This is a genomic window from Priestia flexa (assembly GCF_021441905.1).
Taxonomy (GTDB): Bacteria; Bacillota; Bacilli; order Bacillales; family Bacillaceae_H; genus Priestia; species Priestia flexa.
On the sequence record NZ_CP090431.1, the window covers coordinates 2,292,578 to 2,306,291 of the forward strand.

Annotated in this window: 12 protein-coding genes and 1 other annotated feature; of the genes, 4 read left to right on the forward strand and 8 right to left on the reverse strand. The window is 38.7% G+C overall.

From position 1 onward, the window contains the following. The first annotated feature begins 12 nt into the window (after nucleotides 1-12). The gene (locus LZP85_RS11875) at nucleotides 13-579 is read left to right on the forward strand and encodes a TetR/AcrR family transcriptional regulator (RefSeq protein ID WP_206782540.1); all 567 of its coding nucleotides are present in this window, start codon (nucleotides 13-15) and stop codon (nucleotides 577-579) included. Nucleotides 580-899: 320 nt separating this feature from the next. Here LZP85_RS11875 and LZP85_RS11880 read toward each other — a convergent pair whose 3' ends face one another. Then, nucleotides 900-2,057: a CapA family protein gene (locus tag LZP85_RS11880; protein ID WP_224840403.1), complete on the reverse strand. Its 1,158-nt coding sequence runs from the start codon at nucleotides 2,055-2,057 to the stop codon at nucleotides 900-902. A gap of 298 nt (nucleotides 2,058-2,355) precedes the next feature. On the opposite strand from LZP85_RS11880, the gene LZP85_RS11885 reads away from it, so the two are divergent. Next, nucleotides 2,356-2,763, forward strand: a complete 408-nt coding sequence (locus LZP85_RS11885; RefSeq protein WP_119542640.1) for a carboxymuconolactone decarboxylase family protein — start codon at nucleotides 2,356-2,358, stop codon at nucleotides 2,761-2,763. A 32-nt stretch (nucleotides 2,764-2,795) separates the two neighbouring features. On the opposite strand, the gene LZP85_RS11890 is transcribed toward LZP85_RS11885, so the two are convergent. After that, entirely contained in the window at nucleotides 2,796-3,812 is a 1,017-nt protein-coding gene (locus LZP85_RS11890) for a S66 family peptidase (protein ID WP_078989512.1), read from the reverse strand. A 141-nt stretch (nucleotides 3,813-3,953) separates the two neighbouring features. Next, nucleotides 3,954-4,175 (forward strand) — a binding site (T-box leader). Nucleotides 4,176-4,478: 303 nt separating this feature from the next. Here LZP85_RS11890 and thrS point away from each other — a divergent pair. Further along, nucleotides 4,479-5,675, forward strand: coding sequence for a threonine--tRNA ligase (gene thrS, locus LZP85_RS11895; RefSeq protein WP_206782538.1), 1,197 nt, complete (start codon nucleotides 4,479-4,481; stop codon nucleotides 5,673-5,675). A 41-nt stretch (nucleotides 5,676-5,716) separates the two neighbouring features. On the opposite strand, the gene LZP85_RS11900 is transcribed toward thrS, so the two are convergent. Next, nucleotides 5,717-6,199, reverse strand: a complete 483-nt coding sequence (locus LZP85_RS11900; RefSeq protein ID WP_226639004.1) for a GNAT family N-acetyltransferase — start codon at nucleotides 6,197-6,199, stop codon at nucleotides 5,717-5,719. 111 nt (nucleotides 6,200-6,310) lie between these two features. On the opposite strand from LZP85_RS11900, the gene LZP85_RS11905 reads away from it, so the two are divergent. Further along, on the forward strand, nucleotides 6,311-6,556 hold the full coding sequence (locus tag LZP85_RS11905) for a hypothetical protein (protein ID WP_226639006.1): 246 nt from the start codon (nucleotides 6,311-6,313) through the stop codon (nucleotides 6,554-6,556). A 422-nt stretch (nucleotides 6,557-6,978) separates the two neighbouring features. On the opposite strand, the gene LZP85_RS11910 is transcribed toward LZP85_RS11905, so the two are convergent. The 5 genes from LZP85_RS11910 to LZP85_RS11930 form a co-directional block, all read right to left on the reverse strand. Continuing rightward, on the reverse strand, nucleotides 6,979-7,881 hold the full coding sequence (locus LZP85_RS11910) for an AEC family transporter (RefSeq protein ID WP_234561732.1): 903 nt from the start codon (nucleotides 7,879-7,881) through the stop codon (nucleotides 6,979-6,981). A gap of 71 nt (nucleotides 7,882-7,952) precedes the next feature. Further along, nucleotides 7,953-9,386 carry an aldehyde dehydrogenase family protein gene (locus tag LZP85_RS11915; RefSeq protein ID WP_206782535.1) on the reverse strand — a complete coding sequence of 478 codons (1,434 nt, stop codon included), beginning with the start codon at nucleotides 9,384-9,386 and terminating at the stop codon, nucleotides 7,953-7,955. Nucleotides 9,387-9,410: 24 nt separating this feature from the next. Further along, on the reverse strand, nucleotides 9,411-10,145 hold the full coding sequence (locus LZP85_RS11920; protein WP_206782534.1) for a GntR family transcriptional regulator: 735 nt from the start codon (nucleotides 10,143-10,145) through the stop codon (nucleotides 9,411-9,413). A 37-nt stretch (nucleotides 10,146-10,182) separates the two neighbouring features. After that, nucleotides 10,183-11,523, reverse strand: a complete 1,341-nt coding sequence (sftI, locus tag LZP85_RS11925) for a sulfoquinovose isomerase (RefSeq protein ID WP_206782533.1) — start codon at nucleotides 11,521-11,523, stop codon at nucleotides 10,183-10,185. Between the two features lie 131 nt (nucleotides 11,524-11,654). Further along, the gene (locus LZP85_RS11930; RefSeq protein WP_234561733.1) at nucleotides 11,655-13,688 is read right to left on the reverse strand and encodes an alpha-glucosidase; all 2,034 of its coding nucleotides are present in this window, start codon (nucleotides 13,686-13,688) and stop codon (nucleotides 11,655-11,657) included. Between the last annotated feature and the right edge of the window lie 26 nt (nucleotides 13,689-13,714).

A 13,714-nucleotide genomic window follows, 5' to 3' on the forward strand; every position in this document is an offset into this window, starting at 1 on the left:
GGAGAACATCTAATGTCACCTCGTGCCGGTATCAACTTATCTACTATATTGCAAGCTTCATTATCATTAATTGCTGAAGAAGGACATGATAATTTAACACTTGGAAAGCTAGCTAAAGCATTAAATATTAAGACTCCTTCTTTATATAACCATATCGCTAATCTAGCAGATTTGCGACAGCACCTTGCCATTTATGGCCTACAACAATTATATAAAGTAATGGCTGAAGCAGCGATTGGTCAGTCTGGTGAAAGAGCTATTCTCTCTCTTAGCTTTGCTTACGTAAATTTTGCGAGACAATCTCCTGGTTTGTATGAGGCAATTTCTCGCGTTTCAAATCATGATGATCCAGAGCTTAAAACTCATCAAGAAGCCGTTGTGCAAATTGTGGCTAAATCGATGGATGCTTATTCTATCAATAAAGATACAAAAATTCACCTTGTGCGTGGATTAAGAAGCTTATTACACGGATTTACCTCTATTGAACAACAGCAAGGGTTTCAGCTAGACCTCGATGCTAACACTAGCCTAACTGTCATGATTCAAACGTTTATAAACGGATTTTCAAATATAAAATGAGTTTGGGACATAACAAAATGATTGCTTCTAAAAGACGAACACTAGCTGTTCCCATCTCTTTGATTTGTCTCAACACGTTCGTTCCATTGCGCTACGGTCACTCGCTTTCCGCGGGGAGGAACCTGAGCTTCCTCGCTGCGCTGCGGGATCTCAGTTTTCCCTCTCTTTCCCGCAGGAGTCGAGTGTCCTACGCTCCATTCCACCCTGTTTCCAACATTGTTTTCACAATCAACAAAAAAACCTGAACGATTAAAAGTTATGAACTCTCAATCGTTCAGGTATAGTAGAGGCTGAACTACTTATGTCTCAGGCTCTTTCTTTTATTCTCCGCCTTCATAAACAAGCCAGTTTGAATCTGTAATTTGGGCAGATAAATTAATAATTCTATTTTTAACTCGAGTTGCTTCAGCTCCTTGTAAAGGCGCTGGCTGATAGTTATTTCTTGAAGCTACTGATGAAATGCTAAATGGAATAACCTGAATTTCCTTTTTATCTGTTAGCTCTTCACCTTTCAAATGAAAGGTTTGTTGAAAAACGAAAGTATCTTTATCACTTGGATTTCGATTTCCACCAAACATAAAGTTTCCTAGACTATATACAATGAACTTCCCTTTATACTCTTCAATACCTTGAACAACGTGTGGATGATGTCCTAGAATTAAGTCTGCACCGTTATCAACCGTGTAGCGAGCTAGCTCTTGCTGACTTTGCGTTGGCACAGGGCTTCTTTCGATTCCCCAATGGTAATGTACAATAACAATCTCTGCACCTTCTTTGCGTAAACGCTTGATGCCAGCCTTAACTTCTTTCTTGGCTGTTTCAACGTTTGAATCCCAGCCTTCATATCCCAGTGCACCAACTTTAACACCCTTAACCTCTGTTATGTACTCATTATCGTATCCAAAGTAACCGATATCATTTTCATCTAATGTTTTCATGGTATCTTCATATCCTTGATCTAGATAATCAAAAATGTGATTATTTGCCAAGTTAACAGCTTCAATATTTCCTAGTTTTAAAATATTAACATAGGAAGGGTCCCCTTTAAAACGAAAGGTTTTTGCTGCTTTTTGCGTCGAGTTAGTTAACGTTGTTTCAAGATTAACGGTCGTAAAGTCATCGTTTTCAAATAAATCTTTAATATGTTCTACAAAGTAAGGTAAGCCATTTTTATCTGCTTCATGCGGAAACGACTGTTGATATGGAAAGCTTTCGTCTGTACCAATTGTAAAGTCTCCCGCTGCGCTAATTTTAATCGTTGTTTCTTTTTCATTCTTGACGGCCGCTGCTTTTTTCTCTTTAGCTTCTTCCTTTTTAGGTTGTTCTTTTTCCGTTGAAGCACCGTTGTTACTTGCAGGTTCTGAACGATCCATATTGGCAACGACAAAATAGCCAATGAGAATCAAAGTTAGAATAGTAAAAATCCCTCTTTTTTTCATCCGCCGGTATTTCTGTTTTCTCCCTGTTCTTTCCTCCATCTGACCGATTCCCCTTTATACCATATTCCCCAAAAATCTATCATTTTTTTACAAAAGATGAATCTTTCTACCAAAAGGATACTATAACCTTTTAGAAAAAACTAGGAATATATCAAAAAATCTAAATAAATGACTTTTTCAGATAAACTGTTTCTAAAAATTGATAGTTTCTCAATTGAAAACCATCTATGCATTATTTGTTATATATATAAATAATTATTTTAAATTCTTTTTCAAACGAAAGGGTCTGTTTTATCCCATTACGCTATACTAGAAAAATGAAAGGAGGATGTAAAATATGCCAAGAATTGAACTTTCTAGGGTTGGATTCACGCCTTTTCAACGGCTATTAGGTCACAATGTAGATATTATGAATAAATGGTGTGATTTAGGTGATGAGTTAGAAAGAACTCTTAGTCTATCAGCACAGCTAAAGGAAGAAGTAAGGCGCGTATTAGCTGAAAAAAATGGCTGCGCTTATTGTAAAGCAAAAGGTGCGCCAAATCGTAAACAACAAAATGAGAAAACCATGCTGGCGATTGCCTTTGCAGACGTTTTTTTAAAAGAAAAAGGAAGCGTTCCAGATACTGTCTTTGCCGTTTTAAAAGAGGCCTTTAACGATAAGGAGATTAGCGAGCTTTGTGCTTTTATTTGTTTCACAACCGCTTCTCAATATTATGGAGCTATGCTAGACTTACAGCCATAAAAACTAACAGAGGTTGCATTATGCAACCTCTGTTAGTTTTTAAATGTTTGTTTTATATAACCTTTTCCATTTTTAATTTCTACCTTGGCGAAAGCACCGTTCACAAGCGTAAGCTGAGGAGGCATATGCCCAAAGTCAAGATCATATGCAATAGGTACTTCAAGCTCTTTTAAAAGGGCTTCATACACATCTTCAGCTGTATAGCCTCCGACTGGATGGTTAGCAGTGCTTCGACCAAAAAGTATACCGCTACAATAATCAAACCAACCTGCTAGCTTCATTTGAACGAGTGTACGCCTAAGGTCTGTAGCTGATAGCTCACAGTTTTCAAAATACCAAACGAGCTTTTCACCCTGTAAAAACCTCTGCTGAAAGCTTTTAACATCCCCACATGGTGTGCCAATTGCATGACGGATTACGTCGATACATCCACCAAGTAACCTTCCTTCAATCACAAGCTCTTTGTTCCCAACCATTTTCCACTCGGTAGGTTCGGTTAAATGAAAGACGCAAGGAGATGGATTACTGTGCTGCCATTCTTTTTGAAAATCAGTAGAAGAGTACTGCGTAATACTCTTTCCTTCTTCAAGTTGTAATACTCGTTCCCACATCTTGGTCGTCTCATCCCAGTACTCGCCTCGCAAATCGACTAAATTTGGACCATGAGCTGTTGCAATACCGGTGTTTATGGTTAACGCAAATAGGAATAAGCTTGTATCAGAATAGCCTAAAACCCACTTTGGCTTAATTTCTTGAAATAAAAAGTGCTCAAAAATTTCAATCAAAAGCTCCCCACCCCAAGGCGGAATAATTAAATTTATTTCTTCGTTTTTGAGCATACTCATCAATTCATAAGCTCGCACTTTACCTGAAGCAGACTTTGCTTTTACCTGCGTCCAAACAGTTTGACCGCATTGAACCTTGTACCCACGCTCCTCCATTTTGTCACAAGCTGATTGAAACATCTTATGTAAAGCGTCTGGAACCCCCGAAGAAGGAGCGGTTACACCTATGGTAGCGTCATGCTTTAAACGCGGAAATTGAATCATTACTAGCACTCCTTTATTTCTCTCATCCGAATATGTATTGTTCATCATACCATAATTAACTTTAACTGGGTTATTTTATCTTTATTTTCCTTTTTTTAAAAATCCCTCTTGACTTAAGGAAAATCCATCCATTCTAATCATCCGTAAGCATTGATAAGGACATGAATAACTTTTCATTTCTACTCAGAGACTAGGGCCTTTGGCTGCGAGCCCTTTAGAAACAAAGTTGATTTACCACCTTTGAGCTATTGCGGGGAAATGCTTTGCAAACTATCCGTAATCGGGAAATCCGTTATCGTTTTTGAGCACGACGCTTATTTGTCGTGAAATTAGGGTGGTACCACGACCGCACTCGTCCCTTCTTTTGGGATGAGTGCGGTTTTTTATACAATTTTATAGATGGCGTTGATAAGAATACGAATCTTCTTTTACCTTTTATCCAGAGACTGGGGCCTTTGGCTGCGAGCCCTTTAGAAACAAAGTTGATTTACCATCTTTGAGCTATTGCGGGGAAATGCTTTGCAAACTATCCGTAATCGGGAAATCCGTTATCGTTTTTGAGCACGACGTTTTTTTGTCGTGAAACTAGGGTGGTACCACGACCGCACTCGTCCCTTCTTTTGGGATGAGTGCGGTTTTTTTTATTTAATTATGAGGAGGAAAAACATGAGAAACGCAAAACTTGAAAAGCAAAACCATCAGCAGCTAGGAAAAGAGCTTGAACTCTTTTTGACTCTAGAAGAAGCACCCGGCATGCCCTTTTTCTTACCAAACGGCATGGCCATTCGAAACGAACTCGTTAACGATTGGAAACAAAAGCATATTCAAGCTCAATACGCAGAGATTCAAACACCCGTTATGATGAAACAGCATTTATGGGAACAGTCTGGACACTGGGACCATTATCAAGAAAACATGTATTTTTCAAACGTAGATGAACAAAGCTATGCCCTAAAGCCAATGAACTGCCCCGGCGCAATCTTATTGTTCAACAGCAAACGTAGAAGCTATCGAGAGCTTCCGGTTCGTTTTGCTGAGCTTGGGCTCGTACACAGACATGAACTATCCGGATCTTTAAACGGTTTGTTTCGCGTTCGCTCATTTACTCAGGATGACGCTCATTTATTTGTTACGCCTTCTCAAATCGAAGCAGAGCTTGATGGTGTCTTGAAGCTAGTTCATGAATTTTATGAGCAGTTTGGCTTTGAGTATAAGATAGAACTTTCAACTCGTCCTGAAAAATACATGGGAGACTTAAGCATGTGGGAACAAGCGGAAGCGTCTCTTGAAAATGTCTTAAAAGCAAGAGGGTTAGCGTACGATATTAATAAAGGAGACGGAGCGTTCTACGGGCCTAAAATTGATTTTCATATTTTAGACTCCCTTGGCCGAAGCTGGCAGTGTGGAACAGTTCAACTGGATTTTCAAATGCCTGAAAAATTCGACTGCACATATATCGGAGAAGATAACAACCCTCATCGCCCAGTAATGATTCATCGCGCAATTTACGGTTCAATCGAGCGTTTTATGGGTATTTTAATCGAGCATTATGGTGGAGACTTCCCTCTTTGGCTTGCACCTGTTCAAGTGAAAATTCTCCCGATTGCTGATGCTCATATAGATTACGCAAATGAAGTTGCACAGCGCTTACGTCAGCATGGAAGACGGGTTGAAGTTGATAGCCGCAAAGAAAAGATTGGCCTTAAAATTCGGGAAGCTACGCTAAGAAAATCTCCTTATATCGTAATTGTCGGCGATCAAGAAGTAGCCAACAACAGTCTTGCCGTTCGAAAGCGCTCAGATAATAGCCAGCACTCCCTAAGCTTTGATGATTTTTTATTCGAGCTTGCGCAAAATAGATAAAAAGGAAGCGCTCAATATAACTATACTGAGCGCTTCCTTTTTTAAAACAGCAGTTCAAGCTGACGGCTTTTAGTAGTAAACCCCATGTTTTCATAGAACTTTATTGCACGTTCGTTAAATTCCAACACGTTTAGTTCAATAGCATCTACTGATTTTTCTCTGCCGTATTTAACAATTTCATTCATTAATAGCTTGCCAATTCCTTTGCTTTGATGATCCTCACTAATACCGATGCTTCGAATGAATAAAGTGCACCGATTTTTTAAAATGGGATTAGTATGTCCTGCCTTTTTAAAATCAAGGATGACATATCCAACCACAGACTTCTCTCGATCTCGTACGACTAGTAATTCTGTTTCAGCCGATTCGAGCCATTGTTGATATTCACTGTAGGACAGAGATGAATCCTTCTTCTCATATAAATCAGGCCTTCCTTTAATATGAAGCTTCTGCACTTGATTTTTCAGCTCTGAAAATGATAAAAAATCACTTTCAGCTGCCTTCATTACGGAATATAGATTCATAGATTTTTCTCCTTTATTTTATTTTCAAAAAATAATGTACGTAAACGAGATTATTGCCCAAACGTTTTATAGGCTGCTGCATATACTTCTAAAGAAAAAGGAGGTATTGTTATGTATCAAAACCAACACGTATACAATCAGCACGATTTTCGGAGACCTTATGGCAGACCAGGCGGCTTCGGTCGACCATTTGGCAGACCATTCGGACGTCCTTTTGGAGGCCCGTTTATCTTCGGTGCTCCATTCTTAGGAGGATTAGCTGGCGGATTGCTTGCTAGCTCTCTATACGGCGGAGGATTCGGACCATACCCTTATCCACCATACCCTTACTACCCACCATATGGCTACTATTATTAAGAAGACATGGCTTATGCCATGTCTTTTTTACCTATTAGTAAACCTATACTCTTAAAAGATTTATACTTATAAAAAGCGGAATAGTAGCTAACAAATCGGAAAGAAATAAAGTAAATAATTGATTCATCAATCATCCCCCTATAATTTTCCACTATGAATATAGTAACATATAAGTAAACTGTTGTTAGTGCATCGAATCTTAATGATCTAAATAAGTCGTATATTCTCTCATTAAAAATGAAACGCCCGTCACAAATGAAATTAAAAAACAAACGCCGGTTACATAGTGCGAAAAACCATAGAGTAAATACATGAAAAGAAAAACGATAAATGTAAGTATGAAAAGCCACTTAACGTATTTTTTGATTACATAGGACTGTTGCTTCTGCATATTATCTATCCTTTCAGCTTTTAACTTATATCTACAGTACAATCCAAAACACAATGGGTAACGTCACTAAGCTTAAAGACGTGCTGAATAGTGTAGCAACCGAGACAAACTCCGGTTCCGTGTCGAATTGCATGGCATACATCGTTGTATTGGCAGCTGTAGGCATAGCAGCCATGATAATCATAATTTGCTTTGTCATATCATCCACAGGTAAGAATAATGTTAAGACATATGCAATAACTGGTGAAATAGCTAGCTTAATAGCAAGGGAGAAAGATAATTTCTTCTTGGCTAAATTTCGAACGGATATAGTAGCAAGCTGCATTCCCAGCACAAGCATAATTGTCGGGATAGCGGCATTAGCAACTAAGTCAACAGCTTGATAAACTGATTTGCTCAGTTCTATATGTAAAAGCTGAAACATCCCTCCAACAACTGCGCCATATATAATTGGCATTCTCTTAACTGCACGCAGCGACTCTTTTATTCCACTTGTCGCTTTCCCTCCTTTAGCAGCATAATATACACCAATTGTACACATCACTAACTGCTGAATAACCATCAGTATAATAGCAGATTCAAGCCCTGTTGCGCCGAAAAGCAACAGTACAACCGGCGTGCCATAATTTCCGTTATTCATAAAAGCAGAAGCTAGAATCATTCCACATGTTTGTGAATTTATGTAGCCATTTATCCACGATAGGATAAATACCACGCTAATTAGTAGAAAACAAAGACCAAACGTATATAAAATAAAATATGCATATTCTTCATTAAACGCAGTCGTATAAAATGTTCGGAACACCAAGATTGGGGACATTAAGTACAGCGCCATTGTGGAAATGGATTTTGTATCAAATCCAATCCGTTTTTGTCCAATAAACCCAATCGCAAATATTGCAAATATCGGGATTAATACAAATAAAAATTCCATTGTTTGCACCTTCACTATTACGTTTTTATACAGAAGCAGAGGCCTTGTTTATACATAGGCCCCTGCTTTTATTATAGGTTTAAAACGATGATGCGCTCTTCCGTCATTTCTTCTATTGCATATTTCGGTCCCTCTTTACCACTACCGCTGTTTTTCACACCACCATACGGCATATGATCCACTCGGTAAGCCGATGCATCGTTAACAATTAAACCACCAACTTCAATTTCACGAGCGGCTTTCATGGCAAAGCTCAAATCGTTTGTAAATAAGCCTGCTTGAAGACCGTATTCTGAATCATTTACTCTGGCAATTACTTCATCAATCTCAGTATATATCGCAACAGCAACCACAGGGCCGAATATTTCTTGGCGGCAAACTTTCATATTATCTTTTACATTAGTTAAAATCGTTGGCGCATAAAATGAACCGTTTGCTTTTCCACCTACTTCAATAATTGCACCTTGACTCTTTGCTTCTTGAACCCAAGCATCGACTCTCTCGACTTCTTTTAATCGAATCATCGGGCCAATATCAGTCTCTTCACTCATCGGATTTCCTACAACTAGCTGTTGCGTTTTCTCTTTTAGTTTTTCAATAAATGTTGTATAAACTTCTTGGTGTACATACACACGCTGAACAGAAATACAAACTTGACCTGCATTATTAAAGCTTTTCTGAGAAATAAGAGAAGCAGCTTGTTCTATATTAGCATCGCTATGAACAACCGTTGCTGAATTGTTTCCTAGTTCCAGCGCCACTTTTCGAAGACCTGCTTTTGAGCGAATGAGCTCTCCAACACGGGGACTACCAGTAAAAGTGAACATATTAACGTCTGGATTATCTAATAGCCATGTACCAATTTGCTCACCATCTCCTGTTACAATTTGTAAGCGCCCTGTAGGTAGTCCTGCTTCTTGAAATAGAGCTGCTAACTTCAATGCGCAAATAGGCGTTACCTCAGCAGGCTTGAGCACAACAGTGTTTCCAGCTGCTAGTGCTGGCCCAATCTTATGACATACCAAATTGAGCGGTACGTTAAACGGTGTAATAGCAGCGATAACACCAACGGGCACGCGAACCGTAAATGCCATTCGATTTTCAGAGCCAGCTGCGGATTCAACAGGAACTCCGTCTCCGTGAATACGCTTAGCTTCTTCAGCAGATAGCTGCAGTGTTTGAGCAGCACGTTCTACTTCGCCCCTTGATTCACGAATTGGTTTACCGACCTCAATAGCTAATACCTGTGCAAATTCTTCTTTTCTTGCTACCAACAATTCAGCTACCTTCATTAATACCTCGTATCGCGTATATGGTGAAAATGAGGTTTTAAGTGCCTGCTTTGCTCCCTGAACTGCTTGATCAACGTGATGTTTTTCAGCAACTGATACCTTTGCAGCTGTTTCCTGCGTGTATTTATCAAGAACATTCATTTCCTTTTTGGTCTCAATCCATTCGCCATCTACATATAATCCATATTGCTTTACGCTTGCCGTATTTACCATGTCTCCCATTCCCCCAAATGTTTATTATCTCGTTAATTCAATATCATAATGGTACTTATCACTACGAAACTTTGTGGTTGTAAATTCAATAGGCTTATCATCAAAACCAAAGCTCAACCTTGTCATTTCCAAGAGCGCTTCTCCCGCTCGAATGCCTAACAAATCAGCTTCGTAAATGGTAGCATTCATTGCGGATATCTTTTCTTTTGCGCGCTTTAATAGAATTCCTTCACTTTCTAAGACCTCATAAAATTTAGCTCTATTTAAATCTTCTTTATTTAAAATTTGTCCAATATGAACCGGCCAACAAGACCTCTCAATCGCAATTGGAACTTCATCAGCAAACCGTACGCGTTCAATGACTAGAATTTCTTCATCGTCAGCTACCCTCAACTTTGTTTTTTCATAATAAAGGTCTTTTTTAAATTCTGCTCGAATTAACTTTGATTCAGGCGTTAACCCTCTTTCAATTGCTTCTTCTGCAAATCCTTTCAACTTACCTAAGCTTCCGCCTATTAATGGCTGTGTTTTGACAATCGTTCCTTTCCCCTGCTTTTTTTCCAGCAGTCCGTCTTGCACAAGCATTGTAATCGCTTGACGTAACGTTGTACGACTAACATCAAACTCTTCCATCAATTCTTGTTCAGTTGGAATTAGTGTATTAGGAGGCCACACTTTCTCTTGAATACGCTTTACAAGAATATCTTTAACCTGCAAATATAGCGCAACGTTTTTGGTAGGATCTATAATTGCTTTCACTTTCTTTTATCACCCTTTTTCCTATAGTCTTTTAACATCAATTATATAAATTTGTTTGGATGTTTAAAATTCTTCCTAACTCTTTTAGCTCATCTACTACGTCACCGTATACTAATGCAAAATGTGGCTCATAGCCTGCATGCATTAAATCATATAAAGTCTCCGTTACGTCCGTTGCTAATTCTACTTCAACTGACGTACCGGTAAAAGGCTGTTCAACGTCAAGTGCCGTTCCTTTCATGATTAATAAACGATAACCATCTGGTGTATGACTCACTCGGAAAATCGTTACTTCTCCAGCTTTTAAGCCAAAGTCCATTGCCAAGCCAATCTTTCTGTTAGGATGAACACCAGCTGTGGCTCCAGTATCTGGACGGGCTAACGAATAAGCACCAGCTCCACAGTGCCAAAATACAGCTGAATTTTTCTCTTCGTCAATGTGAACCAAGTCTCCCAAATACGGGGCGTTTCCTTTTGCTAATTCTCTTAAGATAAACATGGAAATTGATCCATGAATATCAGATTCACATGATGTTACCATTCCATCCTCTGTGAACTGAGACAGAGTTGAGCACGGTGCTGCTCCTAGATTATTAAAAAAATCAGGCCAACATCGCATAGCCAGCGATGTAAAACCTTCCTTCTCAATCTCTCGTTTTATATAAGTAGAGAATTGGGCAAACTTTTGTACGGTTTCATCATCGCGCTGTAGCCCTATTACTTGTTGCTCAGCACGATCTACTTCTCCAACCCACTCTGACTTTGGAATAGTAATGCATTCTTTAAATGCTTTTTGCAAATCTATTTTCTTTAAAGTAACACCAAGTGCTTGATGCAGCTCATCTTCATCAGCTTGTGAGAAGAAGAAGCCAGGTGGATAGTCCCCTACTACTCCAACCTTCATATCTGTTAATGATTGAATGACGCGCATGACATTAAGCTGTTTGGTTAACTTATGTTGCAGCTGTTCTTCATTCGGATTTCCAAATACAAATGAAAACGGATGGTTATGATTTCTAAGTACGTTACTTGTACTATTGCCACCTGTTAATGAGTTTAATCGCAAGCGGCCGCCAACGCTTGGCTCCCGAACGGACCATACAACAACAGGATTCGTAAAATATTCAAGCGCTTTTACCATGAACTCTCCATCGGCAAACGTTACGCTTTGATATAATAAAGTATCAATTGACTCATGATGAATTGATTGTAGAAAGTCTTCTAGCTCTTCTACCGATGTAAGAATCTCACTTGGCGCTATGACTTTGGCACAAGATGCTTGCAACCAACTTTCACTTTGTTTTCGATATTGTTCTGCAACTTCAATATCAAATGTTTTTCTCCCGATTGGCAAATATAAGACAGATGTATTTAACATGAACTTTTCCCCTTTATCCCTTGTTTCTCCCATTCATCATAATGATTATATCATACATCACTATCTTTGTGTGGTGTATTTTAACTAAATAGAAAAAACTGCGGAAGAAACCAGCAGTCTTTTCTATTTTTTCACATAGTAGAAATCTTTTTAAATAAAGCTTTCCATTCTGAACTTTTACGATAGAAAACTGGTGGATAACCGATTGGGGCTTCAACTGAAACCTCTCCACCTCGATATTCTTTACCACTCCATAGATGAACCCAGTCATCCTCTGGTAAATACACATCCCATTTTGTCTGTAATTCTTGATGTACAGGTGCTACTAATAGGTCCTGACCATATAAATATTGATACTGAATATCATAAGCTTTCTCATCTTGTTCATAGTGCATAAACAGTGGACGCTGAACAGGTATACCACGATCAGCATTTTCTTTTACAATTGATTTTGTATAAGGCGCCAAAGTTGTATACACAGTCGTCATTTTTGCTAAGTGTTCTAATGTTTCATCATCCCCATCAAATTGGAAGCAATCATCCGGACGGTTTCCTTCATGAGTTCGCATAAAAGGTGTAAACGCTGCCATCTCAGTCCATCTTAGCAGCAGTTCCTTTGAACGCTTATTGCCATGAAGACTTGTATAACCACCAATATCACTATGATGTAATCCACATCCTGTCATACCAGATGACAGTGCTGCTGGTATCACAGAAGCTAATCCGTCATCTCGTGACCAGTCGACACTTTGATCTCCTCCCCACAGAAGCGTACAATATTTTTGAACACCCGTATAGCCAGCTCGCATAAAATAAACGACTTCTCCAAGTTTACCTGCTTCAGAAACGGCTTCGTAATTTGTTTTTGCCCAAAGCGTTGGCCACGCGTTGTGCATTTTTTTCGCATCTTCTTCATTTTTAAGTACTACATCTGTTGGCAAATATTCCCCGAAATCAGCCATCCAGCCATCTAAGCCAAACTCAATCATATTTGTTTGAATAACCTTTTTATACCACTGAGTCGCTTCTTCATTCGTGAAATCAACGACACCACAATAAAACTCTCCAAAGTCTACTAAGTACGTTTCTCCAGCTTCGTTTAATGCTAAATACCCTTTCTCATTTGCTTCCTTATATAAATGTCCCTCAACCGCTACGTAAGGATTAATATAACCTAAAAAGCGAATACCTTTTTGTTTCCATTCTACTATTTTTTGATTTAGTTTCGGATATTCATCTTGATTCCATTCCCAGTTCCACATTAGTCGCTTACCAAAAGACGTAATGCGTTTACCTTGCCAATCCTGACACCACACCCCAGCAACCTTAACGCCTTTCTCTAAAGCCTTGTTTAACTTTTCTTCAACAACTTCTGTTCCACCTTGAATACCTAAAATCACGCCATTATATACCCAATCAGGAAGCTCAGGTTGACGACCAAAAACTGCCGTCATCTTTTCAACTAGCTCCAAATACGTATCCGCTGTTTCAAATAATACGTATTTAGGAATCTCCCATATCTGAAGCTCATGAAAATGTGGATTACGAAAATCAAAATCTGCGTACGCAGTTGTTTCTACATGACAATAATACTTTTTCGTAGAGACGAACGTAGGTTGAGGATAATTGGTATTGTAATAATCTCCTCCAGCTTTATCTTTAACATCTGCTTGCCACGTTGTATACGTGTTTTTATTACGACCTACACCAGGTTCAGAAGTCCACAGCGGAAAGTTTTTACCTCTCATATTAAAATGTGAAAGCTGCTCTCCACATCCATATACTTTTTCTGATTTATCAGCTACAACTCGTAACCAAAAACGATTAATCGATTCATCTAACTGCGTATACTCAAGCTTTAAACGTCCTTCTTCTTCTGTGATACCAACAAGAAGGATTGGATCTCCGCCTTTAAATGTTGAGAATTGAATTGTATAACCACTATCAGTCGGAGTAACAGCAACAAACCTTAAACCAATACGTTCAACTAAATAATCTTTTATATTGAAGTTGCCTCGATACATTTCAATGTTTTCTTTTCCAACCCCAACAAATATACTCGGTTTTTCAACTGTATGTTTTATGAAAAGTTGATTGTTAAAAAATAGTTCAAATCCGTTATCAATTTCCTTTAAATATATTCCTGTCATTGTTGTCTTTAGCATATAGCCGTTCTCCTTTACCTTACATT

Bases quoted from the DNA above. Each gene is read 5' to 3' on its own strand.
- LZP85_RS11885 (WP_119542640.1), top strand. From the start codon at position 2,356: ATGCCAAGAATTGAACTTTCTAGGGTTGGATTCACGCCTTTTCAACGG.
- thrS (WP_206782538.1), top strand. From the start codon at position 4,479: ATGAGAAACGCAAAACTTGAAAAGCAAAACCATCAGCAGCTAGGAAAA.
- LZP85_RS11930 (WP_234561733.1), bottom strand. From the start codon at position 13,688: ATGCTAAAGACAACAATGACAGGAATATATTTAAAGGAAATTGATAAC.
- LZP85_RS11915 (WP_206782535.1), bottom strand. From the start codon at position 9,386: ATGGTAAATACGGCAAGCGTAAAGCAATATGGATTATATGTAGATGGC.
- LZP85_RS11900 (WP_226639004.1), bottom strand. From the start codon at position 6,199: ATGAATCTATATTCCGTAATGAAGGCAGCTGAAAGTGATTTTTTATCA.
- LZP85_RS11910 (WP_234561732.1), bottom strand. From the start codon at position 7,881: ATGGAATTTTTATTTGTATTAATCCCGATATTTGCAATATTTGCGATT.
- LZP85_RS11875 (WP_206782540.1), top strand. From the start codon at position 13: ATGTCACCTCGTGCCGGTATCAACTTATCTACTATATTGCAAGCTTCA.
- sftI (WP_206782533.1), bottom strand. From the start codon at position 11,523: ATGTTAAATACATCTGTCTTATATTTGCCAATCGGGAGAAAAACATTT.
- LZP85_RS11890 (WP_078989512.1), bottom strand. From the start codon at position 3,812: ATGATTCAATTTCCGCGTTTAAAGCATGACGCTACCATAGGTGTAACC.
- LZP85_RS11880 (WP_224840403.1), bottom strand. From the start codon at position 2,057: ATGGAGGAAAGAACAGGGAGAAAACAGAAATACCGGCGGATGAAAAAA.
- LZP85_RS11905 (WP_226639006.1), top strand. From the start codon at position 6,311: ATGTATCAAAACCAACACGTATACAATCAGCACGATTTTCGGAGACCT.